Annotated in this window: 25 protein-coding genes; 9 read left to right on the top strand and 16 right to left on the bottom strand. The window is 34.4% G+C overall.

The annotated features are described in order from the left end of the window. Positions 1-37: 37 nt before the first annotated feature. A complete protein-coding gene (gene ileS, locus LV842_RS03670; RefSeq protein WP_233110110.1) occupies positions 38-3,433 on the bottom strand; it encodes an isoleucine--tRNA ligase in 3,396 nt (1,131 codons plus the stop codon). A 257-nt stretch (positions 3,434-3,690) separates the two neighbouring features. On the opposite strand from ileS, the gene LV842_RS03665 reads away from it, so the two are divergent. Further along, complete coding sequence (locus tag LV842_RS03665; protein ID WP_233110109.1) at positions 3,691-4,983, top strand: phenylacetate--CoA ligase family protein; 1,293 nt, start codon at positions 3,691-3,693, stop codon at positions 4,981-4,983. A gap of 92 nt (positions 4,984-5,075) precedes the next feature. Further along, entirely contained in the window at positions 5,076-5,687 is a 612-nt protein-coding gene (locus tag LV842_RS03660) for a hypothetical protein (RefSeq protein WP_233110108.1), read from the top strand. A 35-nt stretch (positions 5,688-5,722) separates the two neighbouring features. Here the strand turns inward: LV842_RS03660 and LV842_RS03655 are convergent, their stop codons facing one another. Continuing rightward, positions 5,723-6,979, bottom strand: a complete 1,257-nt coding sequence (locus LV842_RS03655) for an NAD(P)/FAD-dependent oxidoreductase (RefSeq protein ID WP_233110107.1) — start codon at positions 6,977-6,979, stop codon at positions 5,723-5,725. Positions 6,980-7,076: 97 nt separating this feature from the next. On the opposite strand from LV842_RS03655, the gene LV842_RS03650 reads away from it, so the two are divergent. The 7 genes from LV842_RS03650 (at position 7,077) to LV842_RS03620 (ending at position 15,294) form a co-directional block, all read left to right on the top strand. After that, complete coding sequence (locus LV842_RS03650; protein WP_233110106.1) at positions 7,077-8,597, top strand: HAL/PAL/TAL family ammonia-lyase; 1,521 nt, start codon at positions 7,077-7,079, stop codon at positions 8,595-8,597. A gap of 52 nt (positions 8,598-8,649) precedes the next feature. Continuing rightward, positions 8,650-9,381, top strand: coding sequence for a 3-oxoacyl-ACP reductase FabG (gene fabG / locus LV842_RS03645; protein WP_233110105.1), 732 nt, complete (start codon positions 8,650-8,652; stop codon positions 9,379-9,381). A gap of 10 nt (positions 9,382-9,391) precedes the next feature. Then, positions 9,392-10,612: a beta-ketoacyl-[acyl-carrier-protein] synthase family protein gene (locus tag LV842_RS03640; RefSeq protein WP_233110104.1), complete on the top strand. Its 1,221-nt coding sequence runs from the start codon at positions 9,392-9,394 to the stop codon at positions 10,610-10,612. Between the two features lie 4 nt (positions 10,613-10,616). After that, positions 10,617-10,871, top strand: a complete 255-nt coding sequence (locus tag LV842_RS03635; RefSeq protein ID WP_233110103.1) for an acyl carrier protein — start codon at positions 10,617-10,619, stop codon at positions 10,869-10,871. Positions 10,872-10,981: 110 nt separating this feature from the next. Beyond that, the gene (locus LV842_RS03630) at positions 10,982-11,866 is read left to right on the top strand and encodes an LpxL/LpxP family acyltransferase (RefSeq protein WP_233110102.1); all 885 of its coding nucleotides are present in this window, start codon (positions 10,982-10,984) and stop codon (positions 11,864-11,866) included. A 133-nt stretch (positions 11,867-11,999) separates the two neighbouring features. Further along, positions 12,000-13,538 (top strand): phytoene desaturase family protein, encoded by a 1,539-nt coding sequence (locus tag LV842_RS03625; protein ID WP_233110101.1) that lies wholly within the window; start codon positions 12,000-12,002, stop codon positions 13,536-13,538. A gap of 37 nt (positions 13,539-13,575) precedes the next feature. Beyond that, positions 13,576-15,294 (top strand): C45 family autoproteolytic acyltransferase/hydolase, encoded by a 1,719-nt coding sequence (locus tag LV842_RS03620; RefSeq protein ID WP_233110644.1) that lies wholly within the window; start codon positions 13,576-13,578, stop codon positions 15,292-15,294. A 66-nt stretch (positions 15,295-15,360) separates the two neighbouring features. Here LV842_RS03620 and LV842_RS03615 read toward each other — a convergent pair whose 3' ends face one another. From LV842_RS03615 to LV842_RS03550, 14 genes are all read right to left on the bottom strand, one after another. Then, positions 15,361-16,533 carry a DUF2062 domain-containing protein gene (locus LV842_RS03615; protein WP_233110100.1) on the bottom strand — a complete coding sequence of 391 codons (1,173 nt, stop codon included), beginning with the start codon at positions 16,531-16,533 and terminating at the stop codon, positions 15,361-15,363. Between the two features lie 4 nt (positions 16,534-16,537). After that, positions 16,538-17,014 (bottom strand): hypothetical protein, encoded by a 477-nt coding sequence (locus LV842_RS03610; RefSeq protein ID WP_233110099.1) that lies wholly within the window; start codon positions 17,012-17,014, stop codon positions 16,538-16,540. Then, a complete protein-coding gene (locus tag LV842_RS03605; RefSeq protein WP_233110098.1) occupies positions 17,014-17,391 on the bottom strand; it encodes a 3-hydroxyacyl-ACP dehydratase in 378 nt (125 codons plus the stop codon). The genes LV842_RS03610 and LV842_RS03605 overlap by 1 nt, the downstream gene beginning before the upstream one ends. Positions 17,392-17,394: 3 nt before the next feature. After that, entirely contained in the window at positions 17,395-17,997 is a 603-nt protein-coding gene (locus LV842_RS03600; protein WP_233110097.1) for an outer membrane beta-barrel protein, read from the bottom strand. 6 nt (positions 17,998-18,003) lie between these two features. After that, complete coding sequence (locus LV842_RS03595) at positions 18,004-18,639, bottom strand: hypothetical protein (protein ID WP_233110096.1); 636 nt, start codon at positions 18,637-18,639, stop codon at positions 18,004-18,006. Then, positions 18,605-19,231: a LolA family protein gene (locus tag LV842_RS03590; RefSeq protein ID WP_233110095.1), complete on the bottom strand. Its 627-nt coding sequence runs from the start codon at positions 19,229-19,231 to the stop codon at positions 18,605-18,607. The genes LV842_RS03595 and LV842_RS03590 overlap by 35 nt, the downstream gene beginning before the upstream one ends. Further along, positions 19,224-19,979: a polysaccharide deacetylase family protein gene (locus LV842_RS03585; RefSeq protein ID WP_233110094.1), complete on the bottom strand. Its 756-nt coding sequence runs from the start codon at positions 19,977-19,979 to the stop codon at positions 19,224-19,226. Before LV842_RS03585 ends, LV842_RS03590 begins: the two co-directional genes overlap by 8 nt. A gap of 220 nt (positions 19,980-20,199) precedes the next feature. Continuing rightward, positions 20,200-21,261 carry a beta-ketoacyl synthase N-terminal-like domain-containing protein gene (locus LV842_RS03580; protein WP_233110093.1) on the bottom strand — a complete coding sequence of 354 codons (1,062 nt, stop codon included), beginning with the start codon at positions 21,259-21,261 and terminating at the stop codon, positions 20,200-20,202. Then, positions 21,258-22,457: a beta-ketoacyl-[acyl-carrier-protein] synthase family protein gene (locus LV842_RS03575; protein WP_233110092.1), complete on the bottom strand. Its 1,200-nt coding sequence runs from the start codon at positions 22,455-22,457 to the stop codon at positions 21,258-21,260. The genes LV842_RS03580 and LV842_RS03575 overlap by 4 nt, the downstream gene beginning before the upstream one ends. A 78-nt stretch (positions 22,458-22,535) precedes the next feature. Then, positions 22,536-22,793, bottom strand: coding sequence for a phosphopantetheine-binding protein (locus tag LV842_RS03570; RefSeq protein ID WP_233110091.1), 258 nt, complete (start codon positions 22,791-22,793; stop codon positions 22,536-22,538). Positions 22,794-22,853: 60 nt separating this feature from the next. Further along, complete coding sequence (locus tag LV842_RS03565) at positions 22,854-23,414, bottom strand: hypothetical protein (RefSeq protein ID WP_233110090.1); 561 nt, start codon at positions 23,412-23,414, stop codon at positions 22,854-22,856. Between the two features lie 37 nt (positions 23,415-23,451). Next, positions 23,452-23,991 (bottom strand): 3-oxoacyl-ACP synthase, encoded by a 540-nt coding sequence (locus LV842_RS03560; protein ID WP_233110089.1) that lies wholly within the window; start codon positions 23,989-23,991, stop codon positions 23,452-23,454. 10 nt (positions 23,992-24,001) lie between these two features. Continuing rightward, positions 24,002-25,174, bottom strand: a complete 1,173-nt coding sequence (locus tag LV842_RS03555) for a beta-ketoacyl synthase N-terminal-like domain-containing protein (RefSeq protein WP_233110088.1) — start codon at positions 25,172-25,174, stop codon at positions 24,002-24,004. Further along, positions 25,174-25,596 (bottom strand): acyl-CoA thioesterase, encoded by a 423-nt coding sequence (locus LV842_RS03550; protein ID WP_225688151.1) that lies wholly within the window; start codon positions 25,594-25,596, stop codon positions 25,174-25,176. Before LV842_RS03550 ends, LV842_RS03555 begins: the two co-directional genes overlap by 1 nt. Positions 25,597-25,657 lie beyond the last annotated feature (61 nt).

The raw sequence follows: 25,657 nt of genomic DNA, 5'->3' as shown, positions 1-25,657 counted from the left end.
AATTATGAAATGGAATTTAAAAAACAATAACTATATGTTAATTTTTTTCAACATTTACTTTGAAATTAACTTCATCTATTTCGATTTCGTTAAAATTTGAAAGTGAAGATACAATTTCTATTTTATTTGACAAGACTTCTGCAGAAATATATTCCTCATTTTTCTTGATATCCTCCAAGAATGGTGAATTTTCTTCAATCGAAATTTGTATTCTGTCCGTCAGTTCAAAATCTTTGTCTTTTCTCAAGTTTTGGACTCTGTTAATGAACTCTCTTGCAATACCTTCAGATTTTAACTCGTCTGTTAATGTCAAATCTAATGCCACAGTTGTTTTTCCGTCAGAAGTTACTGTCCATCCAGGAATGTCTTTTGTAGAAATTTCTACATCATCAAGGGTGATTTCGTATCCCTGAATGTCTATTTTTCCTTCTTTTTCAAGGGTTGAAATCTGTTCTGCATCAAAATTTGCGATCGCTCCTCCCACCGTTTTCATGTCTTTTCCTAATTTAGGACCAAGTGCTTTGAAATTCGGTTTTATCTGTTTTACAATTAAGTGAGATGCTTCTTCAGCATTGATTAATTGTAGTTCTTTTACGTTGACTTCCTGTTTGATTAATTCTGCAACAGCCAGGATTTGCTCTTCTGCTTTAGAATCCATTACAGGAACCAATACTTTTTGTAAAGGCTGACGAACTTTTACGTTTTCTTTCTTTCTTAAAGAGAAAACCATACTTGTGATGTTCTGTGCTAAATGAGTTTTTTCAACCAAATCAGCATCGATCAAGCTTTCATCAGCAACCGGGAAGTCTGTTAAGTGAACAGATTCACAGTTTTCTTTACCAGTCACCCTATTTAAATCCTGATATAACTGATCCATAAAGAACGGAGCAATCGGTGCTGATAATTTAGCAACGGTTTCCAAACAAGTATACAAAGTCTGGTAAGCAGAGATTTTATCATCTGAGTACTCTCCTTTCCAGAAACGTCTTCTGCATAATCTTACGTACCAGTTACTCAAGTTATCATTCACGAAAGTATTGATCGCTCTTGCTACTCTTGTTGGTTCGTAATCTTCGTAGAATGCTTTAACTTCCTTAATTAATAAATTTAATTCAGATAAGATCCATCGGTCGATTTCAGGTCTGTTTTCTACTTCTTTTTCAGTATAATTGAATCCGTCAACATTCGCATACAAAGCAAAGAATGAGTACGTATTGTACAATGTTCCGAAGAATTTTCTTCTTACTTCATCTATTCCTTCGATGTCAAATTTCAGGTTTTCCCAAGGATTGGCATTCGAAATCATATACCAACGCGTTGCATCCGGTCCGTACACTGAAAGCGTTTCAAACGGATCAACTGCATTTCCTAAACGTTTTGACATTTTCTGACCGTTTTTATCCAAAACAAGTCCGTTACTCATTACATTTTTATAAGCAACCGAATCAAAAACTGCGGTTCCGATTGCGTGAAGTGTGTAGAACCAACCACGAGTCTGGTCTACTCCTTCCGCGATGAAATCTGCAGGGAATGCTTTATTATTGTCGATTAATTCTTTGTTCTCGAAAGGATAATGTAACTGTGCATAAGGCATAGAACCTGAATCGAACCAAACGTCGATCAAGTCGCTCTCACGCTTCATTTCTCTTCCTGAATCTGAAACCAAGATTACTTTGTCAACTACATTTTTGTGTAAGTCAACCAAAGAGTAATTCTGCTCTGACATATTTCCGATCACAAAACCTTTGAACGGATTTTCTTTCATAAATCCTGCTTCAATCGATTTTTCAATTTCGTTGTATAATTCTTCTACAGAACCGATGATTTTTTCTTCCTTCAGATCGTCTGTTCTCCAGATTGGCAAAGGAATTCCCCAATATCTTGAACGGGAAAGGTTCCAGTCGTTTACATTTTCCAGCCAGTTAGCGAAACGTCCTTCACCTGTAGCTTTTGGCTTCCAGTTGATGTCTTTGTTTAGGTTCACCAATCTGTCTTTTACAGCAGTCATCTTAACAAACCAAGAATCCAACGGATAGTATAATACTGGTTTGTCAGTTCTCCAACAGTGCGGATAGCTGTGTACATATTTCTCTACTTTAAAGGCTTTGTTTTCTGTTTTCAACAAGATAGCCAATTCTACATCCCAAGATTTTTCAGGTGCAGTTCCTTCATCGTAATATTCGTTCTTGATATATTTTCCTGAGAATAATTCAGGAACATTGTCTCCTTTGATGAATCTTCCCTGAAGATCTACCAGCGGAACAAGATTGTCGTTTTCATCTTTTACCAACATCGGTGGAATCTCAGGCTGAGCCATTTTAGCCACTCTCGCATCATCAGCACCAAAAGTAGGAGCGGTGTGAACGATACCTGTACCGTCTTCTGTAGTTACGAAATCTCCTAAAATCACTCTGAAAGCATTTTCAGGATTGTCGTTTGGCGTAAACCAAGGAACTAATTGCTCATACTGAGTTCCAACTAATTTTTCTCCGGTAAATTCTTTTAAAATTTTAAAAGGAATGGTTTTATTTTCTGCTGCATAATTCGCAAAATCTTCATCTGTTCCTTCAAAATATTTCTTACCGAAAACTTTAGGTAAAAGAACGCTTGATAAAACAACTGTTACTGGCTCGAATGTATATTGATTAAAAGTTTTAACCAAAACGTATTCAATATCTCTTCCAACCGTCAAAGCTGTGTTTGATGGCAATGTCCAAGGCGTAGTCGTCCAAGCCAAGATGCTCACATCTCCGTCAACATCATTAAATAATTCAGAAGATGCTTTCTTTACTTTAAACTGAGCCACAATCGTAGTGTCCGAAACATCACGATACGTTCCCGGCTGATTCAATTCGTGTGAAGAAAGACCTGTTCCTGCTTTTGGAGAATAAGGTTGGATTGTATAACCTTTGTACAATAACTCTTTATCATACAATTGCTTTAGCAACCACCAAACCGTCTCCATATATTTTGACTTGTACGTGATATACGGATCGTCAAGATCTACCCAATACCCGATTTTCTCAGTAAGGTTGTTCCAAACGTCTGTGTAGCGCATTACTGCTTCACGACATGCTTTGTTATAATCTTCAATTGAAATCTTTTTGCCAATATCTTCTTTAGTGATTCCTAATTCTTTTTCCACACCAAGCTCTACCGGAAGTCCATGTGTATCCCAACCCGCTTTACGGAAAACCTGCTTTCCGTTCTGGGTTTGATAACGACAGAAAATATCCTTCAACGCTCTGGCCATTACGTGGTGAATTCCAGGCATACCGTTTGCTGAAGGCGGACCTTCATAAAAAACAAACTCAGGTTGCCCCTCACGAATCTCAACACTCTTATTGAAAGTTTTGTTCTGTTTCCAGAATTCCGCTACATTCTCTGCTACGTCAATAAGGTTGAGGTTTTTGTATTCTTTAAATTGGCTCATTGTAATATCTCAATATCGTTGATTAATTAAGTTGGCAAATTTACTAAAATTTGTCGGTTTATAATATATGTTTTATTTTGATATCATCTATTAAAAAGTTCAATTTCAGAAATATAAATGCAAAGATTAATTTTTTATGAATTGTGTATTTCGAATTATTCGTTTTTGAAGCTTTTTATTCAATTGAATTTTACATTTTTTAATGCTTTACTCTTTTAATTTAATTAAATACATTTGTTGTTTAAAAAAGAAAACAATTGGAATTCTATCCATCTATCGAAAGAGCAACGAGTAAAGAAATTAAAACGTTTCAGGAGCAAAAACTTCAGGAGCTGTTGGTTTATCTTGAAACTCATTCTCCTTTCTATCAGAAACTTTTCAAGGAAAATAAGATCAATATTGCTGAGATTCAAACCTTGGAAGATTTGCAAAAAATTCCGACAACGGTTAAGAATGACATTCAGCAGAATAATAATGTTTTTTTCTGTATCACTCCCGATAAAATTGTTGACTACAGCACAACTTCAGGAACATTGGGAGATCCTGTAACGTTTGGGTTGTCTGATCATGATCTGGAAAGGTTGGCTTACAATGAGGCTATTTCTTTTGCGTGTGCAGGAATTCAAAAAGGAGATGTTGTGCAGATGATTACCACCATCGATAAAAGATTTATGGCTGGGCTTGCTTATTTTCTTGGCTTAAGAAAAATGGGAGCGAGTGTTGTGAGAATGGGGCCTGGAATTCCGGAATTGCAATGGGATTCTATTTTCAGATATAAACCAAAATATTTGATTACCGTTCCGTCATTTTTGTTAAAAATGATTGATTATGCTGAAAAGCATGGTTTGGATTATAAAAATTCCAGTGTTTACGGTGCCGTTTGTATCGGGGAGAGCATCAAAAATCAGGATTTTACAGATAATATTCTTTCCCAGAAAATTAAAGAAAAGTGGAATATTAAATTATTCTCAACGTATGCTTCCACAGAAATGAGTACCGCTTTTACCGAATGTGAATTTCAGCATGGAGGCCATCATCATCCAGAACTGATCATTACGGAAATTCTGGATGATGAAGAAAAGCCTGTTCAGGAAGGAGAAAGTGGAGAATTAACGATAACAACTTTAGGAGTTGAGGCGATTCCTTTACTGAGATTTAAAACGGGAGATATTGTAAAGGCGCATTATGAACCTTGCCAATGTGGAAGAAATACAATGCGTTTAGGTCCTGTAATCGGAAGGAAACAGCAGATGATCAAATATAAAGGAACAACTTTGTATCCGCCTGCGATGAATGATATTCTGAATGATTTTAACGGAATTTCATGTTATCAGATTGTTATTCAGACTAACGAGATAGGCTTGGATGAGATTATTATTAAGTTGAGCACAGAAAATAATGATGAGAATTTTGTAAACGAAGTCAGAGATCATTTTCGCGCAAAGCTTAGAGTAAGTCCGAAAATTGAGGTAATCAATTTTGATATTTTATCTAAAACTGTTTTTCATCCTAATAGTCGTAAGCCAATTACTTTTGTTGATTTGAGGTAAGTTAAAATTATTCAACAAAAAAGGAAATATTGTTGTTGATTTAATCCTTTATTGATAGGGGTGTCTTATATTTGCGGAAATTTAAATAAAATATGAAAAAATTATTTTTATTGTTCTTTACAGCAATTTCGATGATAACTTTTGCTCAGAACGAGATGGCTATCACTTCTGGTAGTTTTGACTTTATAAAAGATGAAACTGAAATTAATGTACAATTAAAATTTGATCATACTCTTTATCAAGTAGAGAATCTAACAGAGGAGCAATACCTTCAAAATAGGAAAAAAGATATTTTAGCAAGATCTGGAAAAACTGAAACAGATTGGCAGAAATGGAGTGAAGAATGGGATAGATTTAAAAGTTCAGAATATTTGAAATATTTTATGAAGGGTGCAAACAGTAAATCAAAAATAGTTTTTGAAAATGAGCTTCCTGCAAAATATACATTAATAATTGATGCACAATGGATCTATGCGGGATGGCACGGTGGAATCATGGGGCAGGAAGCAAAACTGACATCTATTATGAAATTTGTGGAAACGAACGATCCTTCAAAAGTCGTGTTAGAACTAAAAGCGGATAAAATTTTAGGGAAACCACAAAATAAAGATTTTGTAATGGAGTATGGAAGAATCGCAGGAGCATTTGAAGCTACCGGAAAAAGATTGATGGGAAAAGAATACAAAAGAGCTTTGAGAAAATAAATAAAAAAAGCGGTCTGAATCTCAGACCGCTTTTTTTATTGTTGATTTTGCTGTTCAAGTTTTTCCAGCTTAATGAGATTCGCTAGATTTTTGATGACAGTATCATGTTTTTTTACAAAAGGATTGTCTTTGTTCCATACATATCCTGCTAAAACAGCGCATATTTTCTTCTTTACCTCAGGATTTTCCGGTTGATGGAAAAACAGTTCCTGAAGATTTCCGGTGTACCATTCTTTTACATAGGTAGTGAAAACATCTACGCCGTATAAAATATAATCGGTGTATTCTTTTTGCCAGTCGATTTTTTCTCCATTGAGTTGTCGTAAAGCCAATTTTGCTGCTAACATTCCGGATTCTGTTGCAAATGCCATTCCTGAAGAGAAAACAGGATCCAGAAATTCTGAAGCATTTCCTGTCAAGGCAAATCCGTCTCCGAACAAGCTTTTTACTGAGCAAGAATAATCTTTCAAATGTCTCGGTTCAAAAAGGAAATCTACATTTCCGAAACGTTTTACATAATATTCGGAAAGAGAAATTGCTTTTCTCAGCGCTTCTGTTGCATCTCCGTTTTCGATTAATTTCTCAATGTAATCAGTTGGTCCTACAATTCCTAAGCTTGTATTTCCGTTTGAGAAAGGAATGACCCAAAGCCAGACTTCGGTCTCAATAATATCAAAAGAAATCAATGTCCCTTCTTCTCCTTCTTCTCTGTTGATGTCTTCTACATGAGCGAAAATGGCGGAATGTGGAGATAGTTTCGAAGGCTTTTCTAAATCTAATAATCTAGGGAGAACTCTTCCGTAACCACTGGAATCAATAACGAATTTTGCATGAATTTCTTTAGTTTCTCCGTTCTTATTTTTTACGGTGGTTATAGAATCTGTTCCGTTAAATTGAATATCAATAACTTCAGCTTCAAATTCCAGATCAATACCTTTGTTGATCACTTCCTGTGCCAATGTATTATCAAAATCAGCTCTAGGAACCTGCCAAGTCCAATCCCAACCTTCTCCGAATTTATCACTAAAATCAAAAATGCAGACTTCATCACCTCTTAAAAATCTTGCTCCAAGTTTTTTCTCAAATCCCATTTTATCCAAAGCAGGAAAAAGTCCGGCCTCATCAAAATGATCCATTACTCTAGGAATTAAGCTTTCACCTACAACCAGTCTGGGAAATTTTGTTTTTTCAACAACTTTCACGCTGACATTGTTCTTCTTTAAGTATGAAGAAGATACGCATCCGGAAGGTCCAGCTCCGATTACGAGAACGTCAACAAATTCTTTGTTCATCTTTGATTTTTTATTTTGATAATTACTTCTATCTTTGCCGCAAAATTAGTGACAATTAATTACATATTACAAAATTATATATTATTACTTTTAATTGATGAAAATAAATAACTTTTTAGAACTGAGGGATTTTCAGAAGATTATTATCGAAAAAGAAACAATAGAGCTTAATGAAACTGTTTTGCAGAGAGTTGAAGCAAGCTTTCAGTTTCTGAAAGATTTTTCTAAAAATAAAGTAATATATGGGGTGAATACCGGTTTCGGACCGATGGCTCAATTCAAAATCAATGATGATGATACACATCAATTGCAGTATAATTTGATCAGAAGCCATTCTTCAGGAATTGGAAATCCTTTGCCGGAAGATGAGGTGAAAGCTGCTATGCTGGCGAGATTGAATACCTTATCATTGGGAAATTCCGGAGTACATATTTCTGTGGTGAACTTGCTTCAAGAACTTATTAACAGAAATATTACACCACTTATTTTCGAGCACGGAGGAGTAGGAGCGAGTGGAGATTTAGTACAATTGGCTCATCTAGCTTTAGTTCTGATCGGGGAAGGTGAAGTTTTTTATAAAGGAGAAAGAAGATCAACAAAAGAAATTTTTGCTATCGAAGGGCTTGAACCTATTCATGTAGAGATTCGTGAAGGTTTGGCTTTAATGAACGGAACTTCCGTAATGTCCGGAATTGGTGCTGTGAATGCTTACAAAGCCAATCAATTGACAGATATTTCGATCAAACTCTCTTGTGCGATTAACGAAATTGTTCTTGCTTATGATGATCACTTGTCAGCAGCGTTAAACGGGACAAAAAGACATGCCGGTCAGCAAAAAATTGCTGAGAAAATGAGAAATCATTTATCAGACAGTAAATTGGTGAGAAAAAGAGAAGAACATCTTTATACTCACTTTGAAGAACAGGATAAAGTTTTTAAAGATAAAGTTCAGGAATATTACTCAATACGATGTGTTCCACAGATCTTAGGGCCTGTTTTGGATACATTGGAATTTACCGAGAAAGTTCTTGAAGATGAGATCAACTCAGCAAATGATAATCCTATTATTAATGTTGAAGATCAGCATGTGTATCATGGAGGAAATTTCCACGGAGACTATATTTCTTTGGAAATGGATAAGTTAAAAATTGTGGTTACTAAACTGACCATGTTGGCTGAAAGACAGCTAAATTATCTTTTGAATGCTAAGATCAATGAGATTTTGCCACCTTTTGTAAATTTAGGTAAATTAGGCTTTAATTTCGGGATGCAGGGAGTTCAGTTTACAGCAACTTCTACTACGGCAGAAAGTCAAATGTTGTCAAATTCAATGTATGTTCATAGTATTCCTAATAATAATGACAATCAGGATATTGTGAGCATGGGAACAAATGCGGCGGTAATTTGCAGAAAGGTGATTGAGAATGCATTTGAAGTTCTTTCTATTGAGGCCATCACAATTGTTCAGGCGATTGAATATCTGGGCTATCAGGATAAAGTTTCTTCGGCAACGAAAGCGTTGTATGATGATATTAGAAAGATCATTCCTGCTTTTTCAGAAGATATGATCATGTATCCATATCTGGAAGAAGTAAAAAAATATTTTAAAAACATGTAATTATTGACATGGTTTACTTGTCAATACTATATAAATTAAGAAATAAAACACCATGAAATGTGCTATTGTAACAGGAGGCTCCAGAGGAATCGGAAGAGCAATCTGTTTAAAACTCGCAGAAGAAAAAAATTATCATATCCTTATCAACTACACTTCTAATGAAGCTGCAGCAAAACAAACTTTGACTACAATTGAAGAACTGGGAGCAACCGGAGAAATTCTGAAATTCGATGTCGGAAATGCTGAAGAAACTCAAAAGGTTTTAACAGAATGGCAGGAAAGAAATCCAAGTTTTGTGGTTGAGGTTATTGTAAATAATGCGGGAATCACAAGAGACGGATTATTTATGTGGATGCCGAGTGAAGACTGGAATTCTGTGATCAATACAAGTTTAAATGGTTTTTATAACGTTACCAATTTCTTCATTCAGAAATTATTGCGTAACAAATATGGCAGAATTATCAATATGGTTTCAGTTTCAGGAGTGAAAGGAACAGCTGGACAAACCAATTATTCGGCAGCAAAAGGAGCTTTGGTTGGAGCTACAAAAGCGTTGGCTCAGGAAGTGGCAAAGAGAAATATTACAGTAAATGCAGTGGCACCTGGATTTATCAGAACAGATATGACACAGGATTTTAATGAAGATGAATTAAAAGCCATGATTCCTGCAAACAGATTTGGAGAAGCCGAAGAAGTGGCAGATTTAGTTGCATTTCTGGCGTCAAGAAAAGCTTCTTACATTACGGGAGAAGTAATTAATATTAATGGTGGAATTTATTCATAATCATCAGTAAATGGAAAATAGGGTTGTAATTACCGGAATGGGAATTTATTCTTGCATCGGAACTTCTCTGGAAGAAGTCAGAGAATCCCTATATCAAGGTAAATCCGGAATTATTTTAGATAAAGAAAGAAAAGAATTTGGGTTCAGATCGGGGCTTACGGGAGTCGTTCCGAAACCGGATTTAAAAAATCTTTTGAACAGAAGGCAACGTGTAAGCATGGGAGAAGAAAGCGAATACGCTTATCTTGCGACAATTGATGCACTTAAACAGGCAAACCTGGATCAGGATTTCCTAGATGACAATGAAGTTGGGATTTTATACGGAAACGACAGTGTTTCTCAGGCTGTGGTAGAATCTATCGACATTGCCAGAGAAAAGAAAGATACAACATTGATGGGTTCAGGAGCGATCTTCAAATCGATGAACTCTACGGTTACGATGAATCTTTCAACGATATTTAAGTTGAGAGGAATCAATCTTACCATCAGCGCGGCTTGTGCAAGCGGATCACATTCCCTTGGATTGGCTTATATGATGATTAAGAATGGTTTTCAGGATATGATTGTTTGTGGAGGAGCTCAGGAAACTAATAAATATTCAATGGCAAGTTTTGACGGCTTAGGCGTTTTTTCAGTGAGAGAAGATGAACCGACAAAAGCGTCAAGACCTTTCGATTCAGCCAGAGACGGGCTTATTCCGAGCGGAGGAGCAGCGACTTTAATTGTTGAAAGTTTAGAATCTGCTCAAAGAAGAGGAGTTCCGATCTTGGCAGAGATCGTAGGATATGGATTCTCCTCAAACGGAGGTCATATCTCAACACCGAATGTTGATGGGCCGGCTTTAGCGATGAACAGAGCTTTGAAACAATCAGGATTAGAAGCCGAAAATATAGACTATATTAATGCTCATGCAACTTCTACTCCGATCGGAGATACCAATGAAGCAAGAGCGATTTATGAAATCTTCGGAAGCGAAGTTCCGGTCAGTTCTACAAAATCGATGACAGGACATGAATGTTGGATGGCAGGTGCAAGTGAAGTGATTTACTCCATTCTGATGATGCAGAATGATTTCATCGCTCCGAATATTAATCTGGAAACTCCAGACGAAGACGCTCAAAAGATAAATCTGATCCCAAAAACAAAAAGTCAAAAAATTGATGTATTTTTGTCGAATTCTTTCGGATTTGGGGGAACCAACTCCGCATTAATAGTTAAAAAATTTGATTAAAAACATGGAAAGAGAAAAAATTATTGCTATAGCAAATGATTTTTTGATTAATGAATTTGAAGTAGATGGGGATGAGATCAGCAACGATGCTAATCTTAAGAAAACCCTTGGCTTAGATAGTTTGGATTATATTGATCTTGTGGTTGTTATAGAGTCTAATTTCGGTGTGAAATTAGGGGAAGCAGACTTTAAGCAGATGGTAACATTTGATGATTTCTACACGATAATTGAAAATAAAATCGCTGAAAAAAACGCATAACTATCGATTAAAAATCTACTCTAACAATGTAACAATATAGCGATGCATCCGTTTATCAATGTTTAAAATATTGTTACATTGTTAGACTGATGCATTGCTAAATTAGAACTATGAACAAATGGAAAGGTAAATCTAAAGGCACTATTTTAGGATATAAAATATTCGTTTGGTGCATTAGAAATATCGGGATCCGAAGTTCATATCTAGTTTTATATTTCGTTGCTGCCTACTATTTTTTATTTCTGAAAAAAAGCAACCGATATATTTCTTATTATTTCCATAAAAGGCTGAATTATAGCTCATGGAAAACAAAATTTTCTGTTTTCAAAAGCTATTTTACATTTGGTAAGGTATTGATCGATAAAACGGCAATTTCTGCAGGTCTCAGAGAAAAATTTACGTACGAATTTGACGGAGTTGAAAATCTTAAAAATCTTTTAGCAGAAAAAAAAGGAGGAGTTCTAATAAGTGCCCATATCGGAAATTTTGAAATTGCCGAACGCTTTTTTGCAGATATTGACTTTGATTGTCAGATTAATTTAGTGACTACAGATCAGGAAGTCACCGTTATTAAAGAATATCTTGAAAGTGTAGCTGTTAATAAGAGTTCTATCAAGTTCATCTATGTGAAAGAAGATATGTCGCATATTTTCGATATCAATGAAGCCTTATCTAAAAACGAACTGATCTGTTTTACCGGAGATCGTTATTTTGAAGGTTCAAAATATCTGGAAGGGGAGTTGCTTGGAAAAACGGCGAAGTTTCCGGCAGGTCCGTTTCTTATTGCTTCCAGACTGGGAGTTCCGGTTGTATATGTTTATGTAATGAAAGAAAAGAATCTTCATTATCACTTATATGCAAGAGTGGCACAAAATGTTAAAAAGCGTGATGCACAAGGACTTTTAAACTCTTATACCCAAAATCTTGAATCTATGCTGGAAAAATATCCTTTGCAATGGTTCAATTACTTTGATTTTTGGGATGATATAGATTAATTCCATACTTTTACCTCCACAAATTTAAAAACTTAACCATTAACATAATTGAGGAATTAAAGCCGTATTTTTAAAATAATTAGCTTTTAATTTTAGAATAATTCCCCAATCATAAAAACACAGCTTTTCTCCTTTGAAAAAAGAATTTGACATACTTGTAATCGGAAGTGGATTGGGAGGTCTTGTTTCGGCTCTTATTCTGGCTAAAGAAGGGCAGAAAGTGTGTGTGCTGGAAAAAAATAATCAGTTTGGAGGGAATTTACAGACGTTTTCACGAGATAAATTAATCTTTGATACCGGTGTCCATTATATTGGAGGACTTTCAGAAGGTCAGAATCTAAACCATTTTTTCTCTTATCTGGAAATTATGGATGAACTTCAGCTCTATAAAATGAATGAAGATGGGTATGATAAAATCACCTTTGGAGAAGATGAAACAGAATATCCTCATGCGCAAGGTTATGAAAACTTCGTCCATCAACTGGCCCAGTATTTTCCTGAAGAAAGACAGAATTTAGAAATTTATTGTCAGGAAATCCAGGAAATTTGCAATTATTTTCCTAGATATAATGTCGTAGGAAAAGATAATTACAACGAAGAAATCCTCCATTTAAATACAAGAAGATTTATAGAATCCATAACTTCGAATAAAAAATTGCAGGCGGTATTGCTGGGCTCCAATTTTCTTTATGCCGGAGATTCTGAAAACACTCCTTTTTATGTGCATGCATTGACGGTTAATTCCTATATACAGAGTGCTTATAAATGTACAAAAGGAGGAAGCCAGATTTCAAAACTTTTGGTGAAAAAGCTTCGTGAATATGGAGCTGAAATTCATCGTCATTCTGAAGTTTCTGAAATGAATTTTAACGAAGAGAATAGATTAACTTCCGTAAAAACAAGATCAGGAAAAGAATATTCTGCGAAAAAATTTATTTCAAACATAGAAATTCGATCACTGATCCCATTAATTGGAAAAGAAAGGCTGAAAAAATCTTTTTTGAATCGTGTTCTGAGCTGGGAACCTGTTTCTTCTTGTTTCAGTGTGTATTTGGTGCTGAAACCGAATTCAGTTCCGAACAATGATTATAATATTTATCATTATTCATCTGAAGAGTTGGTTTGGAATGCCTATCGTTACGATAAAAATTCCTGGCCGGAAACCTATATGCTTTCCACAACGCCTTCTAAACATCATCCTGAATTTGCAGAAAGTTTAACCGCGATTTCTTATATGGATTTTGATGAGGTAAAAGAATGGGAAAAGACGTTCAATACAGTTGCAGACGAACATGAAAGAGGAAAACTGTATGAACAATTCAAGCTTGAAAAAGCAGAAAAAATGATTGCTGCTCTCGAACGAAAAATTCCCGGTTTGAGAGAGTCTATAAAAAAGGTGTATACTTCTTCGCCACTATCTTACCGTGATTATATTGGTAGTTTTGACGGAAATATGTACGGATATGTCAAAACCTCCGAAAATCCTTTAAAAACAATGGTTTCCCCCCGTACAAAGATCGATAATCTCTTTCTCACGGGCCAGTCTGTTAATATGCACGGAATTTTAGGCTGTACTATTGGTGCATTCAATACCTGTGCTGAAATTTTAGGAAAAGATAGAATTGATAATAGCTTGACACAAATGATTAATAAAAATAAAAGTGAGGAATAATAGCAAAATAACTTTGCAACCTGTCATTCTGAGCGGAATGAAATGTAGTGAAGAATCTAAATTAATTCATAGAGATTCTTCCTATCGTCAGAATGACATTTGGCGATTTTTATTTAGTATTCTTTTTATTGCTAGCTTCACGTCTTGTGGTGTTCGAAAATCAATCAAACATACTCCAGATGTCAAACAATATTCACTTGAAATTCCGAAAGTGAATAAGATCAACGATTCTACTTTTAGTTTCAATCAAAATTATTTAACGAAAAACAAACAGCAGCTTTGGGAGTTGTATATTAAAGGGAATCCTTTGCAGCTGGGTTATAATAATGGGGCTTTAACCCAAAGTCTAATGCAGAAACAGGAAGAAATTTTTTTCTCTAAAGTGGAAGGATTTGTTCCTTCAAAATTTAAACAATACCTGTTGAGAAACTTCCTGAAATGGTACAACCGGAAAATGTATCTGAATGTCAGAAATGATTTTCAGGCAGAATTGTACGGATTATCTCAGTATTCATCTGATAAATATGATTTTATTGCACCTAAATATCTGAGAAGTTTGTATCTGCATGGAGCTCACGATATTGGTCATGCTATGCAGGATTTGATGATGGTGGGTTGCACGTCTCTTGCCGTTTGGAATGAAAATACGGAAGATGGAGACTTGCTCATCGGAAGAAATTTTGACTTTTACGTAGGGGATGATTTTGCTAAAAATAAACTGGTGGAATTTGTAGAACCGGAAGTCGGAATTCCCTATTTATCTGTAAGTTGGCCAGGAATGATCGGAGTGGTTTCCGGAATGAATAAAGAAGGAATTACAGTGACCATCAATGCCGGAAAATCTAAAATTCCATTAACGGCGAAAACACCAATTTCTTTGGTGACACGAGAGATTTTACAATATGCAAGAAATATAGATGAAGCTATTGCAATTGCTAAAAAGAGAAAAGTTTTTGTTTCGGAATCAATTTTGGTTGGAAGCGCTAATGATAAAAATGCTGTGATTATTGAAGTATCTCCGAATAATTTTGGGGTATACAAAGTGGAAAATACAAGCCGGGTTTTTTGTACCAATCATTTTCAATCTGATGCTTACAAAGATGATAAAAGAAACCAGAAACATATTATAGACAGCCATTCCGAATATAGGTACGAGAAATTGCAGGAACTTTTACAGGAAAATAAGAAGCTGAATCCTGAGAAAATGGTTTCGATTTTAAGAGATAAATCCGGGTTGAAAGGTGAAAGTATTGGTTATGGTAACGAGAAAGCAATCAATCAGCTTTTGGCACATCACGCAGTGATTTTTTCGCCTCAGAAAAAATTGGTTTGGGTATCTTCCAATCCGTATCAATTAGGCGAATTTGTCTGTTATGATCTGAATGAGATCTTCTCGGAAAAAAGAACACAGAATGGTACATTTTCAAGATCAGAATTAAATATTACCAAAGATCCTTTTGTGGATTCTGAGGAATATGAAAATTATGAGTATTATAAAAATATGAGCTCGAAAATTAATGATGCTATTCATAATAAAGGTATTCTTCTTACTGATGACTTTTTACCTTTTTATCAATCTCTAAATCCTGACTTTTGGCTGGTGTATTATCAGGCTGGGAAATATTATTTTAACAAAAAAGAATATCAAAAAGCCAAAGTTGAGTTTGAAAAGGTATTGTCTAAAGAAATTACAACCGTTCCGGATAAAGAAAATGTGGAGAAGTATTTGAAGAAAACGTTGAAGAAGTTGAGGTAGTTTCTAGGATTCGGCGGCGGCTTTGCCGCCGCCGAATCCTAGAAACTAGTAACGAAGTTAGAAAAATCAGTTATTCTCAGGATTTACTTTATTCAAAAACAGAAATGTAGCAATACCTGAAAGTAAAGACGTTGTGCTCGCTAAAATCATACTTCCGATTACATACTGAAGGAGATTGTTTTTCACCAAGTCAAAGTTCAGATCCTGACTAAAAACATTACTATCTCCGCTCACAAAAGGAGCTCCTAAAAACAAGGAAGCAGCAATAACAAACGGAATAAACGGAGGTAAACTCACATTGGAAGCCACAAAAGCCAGTACTTTATTAAGTTTGAAAAGAACGGCTAAAGAAATGACCAATAAAGTCTGAAATCCCCAAAACGGAGAAAACCCGATAAAAACACCGAGAGCAACGGAAAATGCCTTTGTGCGATTGGTTCCGTCACTTTCCAACACATCTTCTTTTATAAATCTTTTAAAGCTTTTTTTTTTGAAATTATTGATAAAGTTTCGCGGAATAATATACAGCAAGGTAATCGTCACCAAAATCGTATTCAGAATGCTGATCCTCGTGAAATCCTTGAAAGGTCTGAAATGAGAAACCCTTTCCGCAGGGTCATACAAAACTTTAATCGGAACGTTTTTTACGGGAACGTGTCTCCAAGCTGTCCTAACAATAATTTCGATTTCAAACTCAAATTTTGGAGTGAAATATTTCTTTGGAATTCTGTGTAACGGATATAATCTATACCCGGATTGGGTATCTTCAAGTTTAATTCCTGTTTCAAACCAGAACCAGAAATTAGAAAAACGGTTTCCGAAACTGCTTTTTTTAGGAATTCCGTCCTGAGACATATTTCTGTTTCCGATGAGTAAAACATCCTCGTTTTCCTTTAATAAAGCTTCTACAAAAACAGGAATGTCATCCGGATAATGCTGTCCGTCAGAGTCGATCGTTATCACATAATCAAAACCTGATTTTTTAGCTTTTTTAAATCCTGTTTTCAGTCCGTTTCCTTTTCCTTTATTTTCAGATAAAGAAATAACTTCAATAGTCGGATAATTCTGTAAAATCTGAGCGGTAGAATCGGTAGAGCCATCATTTACGACAATGATATTTTCTGTGTATTCTAAAACACCGTCAATTACTCTCTTCAGAGTTTTTTCATTGTTGTAAGTAGGTATTAAAACGCAGATTTTCTTTTCGGAAATTGCATTTTGTACTTCAGAGAGGGTCATTGTTTTATTTTAAAGTTGCTCTTTCTTCTGCCGAAATGGTTTTAGATTGTGATGCAAAATTTTTAATATAGTTTTTTAAGGCAATATTTTGCTTACCATAATTGTTGAGGATGAAGGCTTTATCATCTTTTAAACTACCTCTGTATCCTACGATTTTCGGAATGTTTTCCTGAACGCTTAGTCTGATCAAACGTAGTTCAACATTATTAGGATTAGCCTTTATAATACTTTCTAAATTGGTAGCACCGGATTTTACCAGAGATTTTCTATTCTTTTTAGCGATTTTCGCTTCCATGATCTGAGCTGCTGCCTTATAACCTTTAGTTACAGCATCAGAACCGGTTTGTTTTTCAGCAGTATTTACAAAAGCTTCTAAATTGGTAGTAGACAAATTAGCTTTAGAATAGCTGTTTCTCAAGGTTTCAAGATCACTTTGAAAAAAAACAAGAAATGCTGTTAGCAATGATATGATAAGTTTCATTAGATCAGATTTTTATAGTTTACTGACATTTTTAATGCAATTGTCTCGCCAAAAGAAGTTGTATTTTTCACTTTTACTTCCTCCTCGTTTTCAGAAATATCAAGTTGAAGAGTTAATTCAGGAGTTTCAAAAGGATTAATAATGGCCATAAACTTTACATTGGAAGCTGACTTTAAAAATAATTTCTTACCTGTGAATTCTTCTGTCAGCTCTTTTACAATCTGCATCATACAAACTCCCGGAGTTACAGGATTTCCAGGGAAATGACCCTTGAAAATGTCATGATCCTTATTCAGATTAATATGGGCTGTATAACTTCCGTTTTCCGTCTTATCGTATGATTCTAAGGTATAAAAGTCTGTAAGAATGGTCTGCATAAATTATTTTTTCATATTAAATGTATAGTAAACTCCTGCCTGAAGCAAAACATTCGTTCTGTTTTCATCACCGCTGTAAGCTACTTCTATAATTCCTTTTTTTACTCTGGCTTCAATACCGAAGTTAGGAGTAATATCATAGCCTGCTCCTAATAAAAAGCCTAAATCTACATTGTTTGAAGGTTCAAAATTTTTATTTGCCAATACAAAGTCTATCGATGGACCAACGTGGATATTGAAGTTGTCAAAATAAAATTTGTTAACAATCTGGAAAGAGAAATAGGAAAGTTTAGGTTCATATGTTTTATTATCCACTTTTATTTTACTTCCTTGTCTTGAATAATTCAATTCAGGTTGCAAGGCATAAAATTTTGCAAATCTTATATTTCCCTGAAATCCGATATAGAAATCAGTAATAAAATCTGTTTCTTCTTTGGAACCTGAAGAATGTGATCCGGAATTTTCATCAAACCAGTTATAAATACCACTATCAGATTGGGTAAATTTTGCAAAATTTGCTCCTGCACGTATTCCAGGGTTAAAAGTCACCTGTGCAAATGATAAACTTGAAATAAGAATGATCAGTATAAGTGATAATTTTTTCATGATAAGTTATTCCGTTTCGGTTATTTGAAATAGTTTTATATTGATTTTGAAATCTTTATGTTGAAGATTTAAACTATCCGCGAAGATATGTTTTTTTGCATCAAAAGTAAAATCGATTTTTTCCTTATTGTTTTTCGTATAGATGATTTGCTTCAGTAAGCCATTTTCTTTGTTAAAAAATAAATAATAACCCTTTTTATCAATTTTAGAAAGGTAGATCTTCGAATTTTCATTTTCAAAACTTTCAGATACAGGGTATTGTCTTTTTAAAAGTTGTTGAAAGTCGTTTTTTAAGAAATTAATGACAATTTTTTTATCCAGATCCGGAAGAACATAATTCAGTTTGAAATCATTATCTGAAATTTCAAAATCAATGAGTTTGTTTCCAAAATCCGAAGTCATGACAACACGATGCGTCGTTTCGTTGATTTTTTTAATAATTAAAATTCCGCTGACGTGATTTTTATAAATATCCATTTGACATTTATAAACATAATCGTCATTGGATGAAAAGTATAAATTTTCAACCGATTTTTCAGAATTGGAAATAGATTTTACGTCTGTAAGTGTGTAAGTTTTACAGGATACAAACAATAGCAGAATCAGACTATAAACTGAATTCTGAAGCAGCGATCGGCGCATTGATTTTTGTGTTTTTGAAAACAATATTTGTTGTATCTCCTGAAGCTTCCGTCATATTTACCTGCGAAACGGTGGATTGTCCTTTCGGAAAACTCAATTCAATTTGCTTGATATATTTCAGTAATTGAGCTGATTTTGGGGTGAATTTTGCAATGTTGAAATTAGCATTTTTCAAATAAGACACCGAAAATTCAGGATCGTTGAACATTTGTCCGTTTGAGCTCCCTACAATCAGTTTATTGATTTTTTCAAAAGTTTTGCTTTTAGCATCAACTGAAGATTTCTTCCCTTGATCGTTGATGAAGATTTTATTATCCTTAAAAACAATGCTGTACTGATACGGTTTTGTATATTTCCAAGCCAGGATATTCGGAGTTTTTAAGGACATTTTCCCGTAGGTTACAATGCTCTTATCCAAAAAATCCATTTTCTTGGTTTGAGTAAAATCACTTTGTAAGGTTTTTATTTCTTTAGTTTCCGATGAGACCTTATTGACAAATGCTTTAGCTTCAGCTCCCGACATTGCCGTATTTTGTGCAAAAAAGAAACCTGAAACCAATAAATAGGCGAGGAAAGCAATATTTTTAATCATTTTTTTGTTTTTTAATCATTGAATCAACCGCAAACGTTGAGTAGTTTTCACGTTCCAAAAATACTAATAAATCCACCAACACATTATACGTTTTTTCTGAAGTGTCGTGCAGAAGAATGATGCTCCCCTTTTTGAGTCCTTTGGTAACCTTTTTATAAATTTTTTTCTCATCCTCTGTAATGGTGTCTAAAGAACGGACATTCCAGCCGATACTTTTTTTATGAGTTTTTTTGATGGCTTTTGCAATACTTGGATTGGTAACTCCGAAAGGAGGACGGTATAAATCGGTTTTTAGATTACCATGTTTCAATATCACTTCATCACATTTCTCAATTTCCTCAACCACTTTTGAAGCGGATAAAAATCCTGTAGTGTTGGAATGTGAATAGGTGTGATTCCCAATAGTATGACCTTCAGCAATGATTCGTTGAAAGGTTTCAGGATATTTTTCAATCTGTTTGCCAATACAGAAAAAGGTGGCTTTTACATTGTTTTCTTTTAATAGATCTAAAAACTTCGGAGTGAATTCTGTCGGTCCGTCATCGAAAGTCAGAGCAACTTCTTTGACCCTTGTTCTTTTATGAGTAACGCTGTTGATAAAATAGCCTAATGTAATATCAAATGAACCCCATGTCAGAATGGCAGTAAAGCCAAGAAAACAGAAAAAATAGACCCAAAAAGTACCGTGAAACGCATAAATAAAAACGTTACAGAAAAGATAAAATAGGATAAATAAATAATGTTTCATCTTTTATTGTTTTTGAGTTTTGGTCTATATTACTCTCAATATGTTTTCATTCTGTCATTCTGAATGCAGCGAAGCGAAATGAAGAATCTAAGCTTACTATTCTTAATCTCTAAATAGCTCTTAATGTTTCAATTATAACCATTAAGTTTTAGCTTAAGGAGTTAAGATTATTAAGAGATTCTTCCTTCATCAGAATGACAATTGGAATATTTTAAACAAACTAAGCTTTTTCCAACAAAACCAAGCTGTGATCATTCCCTCCCAAATGATTATAAAGCAGAATGCTTTTAATTTCTTCTTTCTTTAAAGAATTAATCATCATGACTTCCGGAATTCCCTGGTTTTTAAGAATATGACAAGCCATAAATGTTGAAAAACCACTCGCTGCATTGAATTCTCCACTTAAATGTTTGTAATACAATAAAGCTGAATTTTGAAATAAATCCATTGTTTTTGTATAATACACATCAGATTTTGCATCTCCGCTGAAACCTAAAATTACAGCATCAATATCATTCGCAGTTAACTTATTTTTAGCTAAAAATTCTTCAACAAATGATTGAGTTTCATCTAAATCTAATCTGCTGCTGATTTGAATATCTTTCAGTTGAGCATAAGAACTTTCCGTTTTCTCTTTTCCTAAAACAAAAAAACTGGCTCCTTCTCCCCAAATTACACCGTCTGTTGTTGAGTTCAGATAATCAAAGGGAAGATTTTTTTCTTCTTTAATGGTTTTGTTTAATTGATACAATTCCATTGTTCTGTCGGTTTGTTCGTCAGTTGAACCTACCAAGACATTTTCTGCTTCGTCATCATTAATCTGCAGTTTTGCATCTAAAAAAGAGAATTCCAGAGACGAAGAAGTATTTACATAAGTGAAATTGTAAGCATGACATTGCAAACCTAAAGCAATTTGCCCTGCAACGGTATTGTGTGTAGATTGAATAAAATAAGTCGGAGTTAAAAACTCTTCATTGTTATCAATCACATTTTTTAAAAACTTTTCAGAATCCTGGGAACATCCCATTCCTGTTCCTACAATAATCGCATCAGGATTTTCGATTCCAGCTTCTTTCAAAGCATAATGCGAAGCCACAGAACTCATTTTTACAGTTTTAGACATTCTTCTGCTGGCTGCAGGAGGGATGAATTCTTTGTAATTGGGTTCGATAGCTTTTACAATCTGAGGTGAATGTATAGGCTGTAAATTTTGAAAGAAATTATCATTTAAAGTGTCCTGAACCGAGATACAGGCTGCACTGTTGATGTAAACTACACTCATGATTTTGAGAAAATTAAAGTTGAACAGTTTCCTCCAAAACCAAATGAATTGGAAAGAACGTGGTTAATGTTTTTCTCTTTGAGTTCAGTTACCGGCGTCAAATCAAATTCCTCCATTTTTGTTTTAAAATTCAGATTCGGGAAAATAAGATTGTTTTGAATGGCCAATAAAGAATACACCGCTTCAATTCCAGCAGCAGCGGCTAAGGTATGACCTGTAAATGCTTTCGTAGAACTGAATTCCGGAACATTGTTTTCTCCAAAAATTCTGATCATGGCAATTCCTTCCGATAAATCATTATTGGGAGTTGCCGTTCCGTGAACATTGATATAATCGATATTTTCTTTATCTAAACCAGAAACTTTCAATGCTTTTTCCATCGCTAAATAGGCTCCTTGTCCGTTTTCTGAAGAAGCGGTTTGGTGATGAGCATCGTTGGCGTTTCCATACCCAGAAAGATAACCGAGAACTTTTTTATTTTCCTTTTTCACGACTTCATCAGATTCCAAAATAATGAAAGCAGCTGCTTCCCCTAAATTCAAACCTTTTCTGTCGTTATCGAAAGGCGTGTTGTATGAGTCGGTAAGAATCATCAACGTATTGAAACCATTCAAAGTAAATTTTGAAAGAGAATCTGTTCCGCCGACAATTACACGGTCTAAAACTCCGTTCTTAATCAATTTTGCACCCATCATAATCGCATTGGCTGCAGAAGAACAGGCTGTACTGATGGTAGAAACCATTCCTTTTAAACCCAAATAATCTGCAATCAGCAATGATGAATTTCCTGCATCATGAGCGTCAATATATTTTTGTTTTTCAGGAAAGTCTTCGTAGCTGTAGAAATATTTTTCGGTAATATCCATTCCGCCAACACTTGTTGAGGAAATCAAACCTGTTTTATATCCATTAATGTCGGTTATTCCAGCACTTTCTACGGCTTCTTTTGCGGCAACCATTCCTAATAAAGAGGTTCTTGTAGCATTATTATCTTCATGTAACTGAAGTTTCTGTACAAGCTCTTCATTAGACCATTTGATTTCGCCCGTTTTTATAGTTCCGGCGTGACGTGTTTCAAACAACTGAATGTCTGAAATTCCATGTTTTCCGGATTTTAACGAACTCAAATTTTCCTCCACATTGTTTCCGATGGAGGAAATGATGCCCATTCCTGTTATGGCAATTTTTTGACCCATTTTGCAAAATGTAACAATGTATCAATATAACAGTTTACCAATTGCTAGACTGTTACATTGATACATCGGTAAATTATTTTATTTCGTTCTGTTTTCTTCAATGAATTTCGCCATAGTCTCGATAGAAGCGAAAATCTCTTTTCCTTTTTTAGGATCGGCTAATTTGATTCCGTATTCTTTATCAAGTAGAACGATCAATTCAAGAGCGTCGATAGAATCCAATCCAAGACCTCCTCCGAATAAAGGATCTGTATCTTTGATTTCTTCTACTGCAACGTCTTCAAGGTTAAGAACTTCGATGATTTTGTGTTTTAATTCTTCTCTTAAGTTTTCCATAAATTTTATTATAATAGTTACCACAAAACAATTACTTATCCTTCCATAATTCAAAAGTTATTATCTTGACATTGGGGGAGGAGGTAATGTTTTTTGTGGTAGATAATTGTCAATTTGATTTTGTTTTAAAATATTTTTTTCTAATTGATTGAAATCAATATTAAATTTTGAAATTTCTGCAGTATTTTGCTGCGAGTAAATTTTGTCTTCAAGCATTTTCAAAATTCCTTGAAACTCTTGGCTCATTAAAGGAAGGATAAAGCATATTTCTTTTTTCTTTTTCTTTTTTTGAAATGAAATATAATCTCTGTCTCCTGCATAAAAATGATTGGGTTCCAATTGCTTTTTTGAAATAAAGTATTCAAGATTGTCTTTATCTAATTGATTTATTATTGTAATTTCTTCATCATTCAATTGATAAGAATAGTAAGTCTCTCCTTTATAACCATTGATATAAACATTTAGTTTCCCATTTTTATCTATAGTAGAATATGATTTAAATTCAACTTTATTAGATGAGTTAATATCATAACTTATTAAATTGAAATTCTCAATTTTAACTTTTTGAGCACAGCTTGTAAATCCTAGTATAAAAGTTAGCAATAAAAAGAGATGTTTCATATTTTGTGAAATTTTATATAGATTTAAATGTTTATTTTTATCTGTTTAGCAAATATACGAAAGCATTATAATTATCTTGATAAAGCTCTACCCAGCCACACAATACTTTATCAGCCTTTCCTGACTGTAAAATCTGTTCTGAGTAATCGTTTAAAAATTGTTCATCAAATTCATCCAACACAAAAAAAGCATTCTCTGTCTGCATTTTGTGTTTAATACTGATTTCACCTACACAAATGTTAGGCAAAGTGTACACAAAAACCGCAGGGCTCGGGAAATAATTTTCCTGAGAATTGATACTTTCTTGGTACTTAAAGTCGGTGTCTAAACTTGATGATCTGTTGGCGAAAACCAAAGCTGTCCTGCTGTGGTCTTCATCTTTTAAAATCATTTCAGAGGCAAGAAAAGCAAGTTTGCTTAAGCTATCCATTTTGTGAAACTTAGGATAATTTAGCTCTAAACTTTTATAAGCTTCTTTTGCAAAGTCTGAAAAGTTTTCGGTCTGAGTTTCAAAAATAATTTTATTGTTGAGAATAATTTTTGAGTTTTCTATGGTGCAAATGTCTGTTTTTTTCATCGGTTTCATCTTAACATTTTTCTAAAACAATTGCTGCATTACACCCTCCAAAACCTGAAGCTGTTTTCAAAATATATTTGATTCCTGCCGGTTGGTTTTCTTTGATAATATTCAAAGGTTGAGATGTTCCCGTTTCTTTGAAATTTTTCGATGGAATTAACATATTATTTCTTGCGCTTTCCATAGAAATAATACTTTCCAACAATCCTGATGCTCCCAAGCAATGTCCGTAATAACCTTTCATGCTATTTAAAGGAACATTCTGTAATTCCATTCTGTTGAAAGCGATGGCTTCCATTTCGTCGTTATATATTGTTGCTGTTCCGTGGGCAGAAATAAAGTCAATTTTTTCTGTCGGAACATTAGCTTCTATCATTGCATTCTGGATGCTTGCAAATAATCCGTCACCGGTTCTTGACGGGCCGGAAATATGATTGGCATCATTAATTGATGAGTCTCCCAATACTTTAAAACTAAATTTTTCGTTTTGTGAGATTGCTTCGTCACTTTGTTCCTCGTAATGACGGGTAATATAAACCGCAGCTGTTGCTTCACCGATATTAATTCCGTCACGGGTTTTGTCGTAAGGTTTACAGATCTCTGTTCCAATCGCCTGAAAAGAATTGAACCCTGAAATCACAAATTCTGAAATTTCATCTCCGGCAATTACAAAAGCATCTTTATATTTTCCTGCCTGAATCATGTTTTTAGCAACGGCAATTGCCATTACTCCCGAAACACATGCATTGGAAACCACAATAGGTTTGGTTTTAAATCCGAAAAAGTCAGCGATCTTTTGAGCTAAACTGGAAAGGAAAACTCCTTCCGGCAAAGTTTTTTGATTTTTTAATAAGCTGACATTTCCTTTCGTTGTAGATAAAATAAAAGCCGTTTCATCTGAAATGACGTGTCTTTCAATCAAAGGCTTCAGGCTTAATAAAAACATTTTTTCAAGTCTTGTGAAAACCATATTGTCATTCTGAGTGGAGTCGAAGAATTTGTTAAACTCGTTTTCCAGTTTTTCAGAATCAATCATAGAAGCATAAAATGGCTCCTGATTTTCTATGATTTTATGTAAAGCTACGCCTGATTTTCCATCCAAAAGAGCATTCCAATTTGAAGGAACATCAAAGCCTAAAGGCGTGATGCAGTTATAATCTGTAATATAAATTTCTCTCTTCATTATAATCCCATTTTATCTTTCCAGGCCTGAAAAAATTCAGGGTTATATAAACATAAATTATTGTCTGAATCTAAGAACACCTGAATGGTTTCTCCTGAGCATACCAATTTATTTTCTTCGTTAAAAAGCTCGTATCTGTAAATTAATTTTGCTGAATTGGAATTCACAAAAGTGGTCACAATCTTGAACGTTTCACCATATTTTAAAGGAAGAAAATGTTCACAGGTACTTTTTACAATCGGAGTTACAAATCCTGCTTTTTGAATATCAAGATAGGTTAAACCATGTTGTCTGCCGAAAGCTTCTCTACCGTCTTCGAAATACACAATATAATGTCCATGCCAAACAATTCCCAAAGGATCTGTTTCATTGAACCTTACACGAACGACTTCTGTACAAGTTAAATTTTCTTTAGACTGCATTTTGTTTTCTTCCGGTATTTTTATTGTTTTTATAGGACGTCAAGAAACTCCCAGGATAAAT

It is taken from the genome of Chryseobacterium gwangjuense (genome assembly GCF_021311115.1).
GTDB lineage: Bacteria > Bacteroidota > Bacteroidia > Flavobacteriales > Weeksellaceae > Chryseobacterium > Chryseobacterium gwangjuense.
The sequence above is the reverse complement of the archived record's forward strand: the minus strand, read 5'-3'. Positions and strand labels throughout refer to the sequence as shown.

Bases quoted from the DNA above. Each gene is read 5' to 3' on its own strand.
- ileS (WP_233110110.1), bottom strand. From the start codon at position 3,433: ATGAGCCAATTTAAAGAATACAAAAACCTCAACCTTATTGACGTAGCA.
- LV842_RS03660 (WP_233110108.1), top strand. From the start codon at position 5,076: ATGAAAAAATTATTTTTATTGTTCTTTACAGCAATTTCGATGATAACT.
- LV842_RS03655 (WP_233110107.1), bottom strand. From the start codon at position 6,979: ATGAACAAAGAATTTGTTGACGTTCTCGTAATCGGAGCTGGACCTTCC.
- LV842_RS03650 (WP_233110106.1), top strand. From the start codon at position 7,077: ATGAAAATAAATAACTTTTTAGAACTGAGGGATTTTCAGAAGATTATT.
- fabG (WP_233110105.1), top strand. From the start codon at position 8,650: ATGAAATGTGCTATTGTAACAGGAGGCTCCAGAGGAATCGGAAGAGCA.
- LV842_RS03640 (WP_233110104.1), top strand. From the start codon at position 9,392: ATGGAAAATAGGGTTGTAATTACCGGAATGGGAATTTATTCTTGCATC.
- LV842_RS03635 (WP_233110103.1), top strand. From the start codon at position 10,617: ATGGAAAGAGAAAAAATTATTGCTATAGCAAATGATTTTTTGATTAAT.
- LV842_RS03630 (WP_233110102.1), top strand. From the start codon at position 10,982: ATGAACAAATGGAAAGGTAAATCTAAAGGCACTATTTTAGGATATAAA.
- LV842_RS03620 (WP_233110644.1), top strand. From the start codon at position 13,576: ATGAAATGTAGTGAAGAATCTAAATTAATTCATAGAGATTCTTCCTAT.
- LV842_RS03615 (WP_233110100.1), bottom strand. From the start codon at position 16,533: ATGACCCTCTCTGAAGTACAAAATGCAATTTCCGAAAAGAAAATCTGC.
- LV842_RS03610 (WP_233110099.1), bottom strand. From the start codon at position 17,014: ATGAAACTTATCATATCATTGCTAACAGCATTTCTTGTTTTTTTTCAA.
- LV842_RS03605 (WP_233110098.1), bottom strand. From the start codon at position 17,391: ATGCAGACCATTCTTACAGACTTTTATACCTTAGAATCATACGATAAG.
- LV842_RS03600 (WP_233110097.1), bottom strand. From the start codon at position 17,997: ATGAAAAAATTATCACTTATACTGATCATTCTTATTTCAAGTTTATCA.
- LV842_RS03595 (WP_233110096.1), bottom strand. From the start codon at position 18,639: ATGCGCCGATCGCTGCTTCAGAATTCAGTTTATAGTCTGATTCTGCTA.
- LV842_RS03590 (WP_233110095.1), bottom strand. From the start codon at position 19,231: ATGATTAAAAATATTGCTTTCCTCGCCTATTTATTGGTTTCAGGTTTC.
- LV842_RS03585 (WP_233110094.1), bottom strand. From the start codon at position 19,979: ATGAAACATTATTTATTTATCCTATTTTATCTTTTCTGTAACGTTTTT.
- LV842_RS03580 (WP_233110093.1), bottom strand. From the start codon at position 21,261: ATGAGTGTAGTTTACATCAACAGTGCAGCCTGTATCTCGGTTCAGGAC.
- LV842_RS03575 (WP_233110092.1), bottom strand. From the start codon at position 22,457: ATGGGTCAAAAAATTGCCATAACAGGAATGGGCATCATTTCCTCCATC.
- LV842_RS03570 (WP_233110091.1), bottom strand. From the start codon at position 22,793: ATGGAAAACTTAAGAGAAGAATTAAAACACAAAATCATCGAAGTTCTT.
- LV842_RS03565 (WP_233110090.1), bottom strand. From the start codon at position 23,414: ATGAAACATCTCTTTTTATTGCTAACTTTTATACTAGGATTTACAAGC.
- LV842_RS03560 (WP_233110089.1), bottom strand. From the start codon at position 23,991: ATGAAAAAAACAGACATTTGCACCATAGAAAACTCAAAAATTATTCTC.
- LV842_RS03555 (WP_233110088.1), bottom strand. From the start codon at position 25,174: ATGAAGAGAGAAATTTATATTACAGATTATAACTGCATCACGCCTTTA.
- LV842_RS03550 (WP_225688151.1), bottom strand. From the start codon at position 25,596: ATGCAGTCTAAAGAAAATTTAACTTGTACAGAAGTCGTTCGTGTAAGG.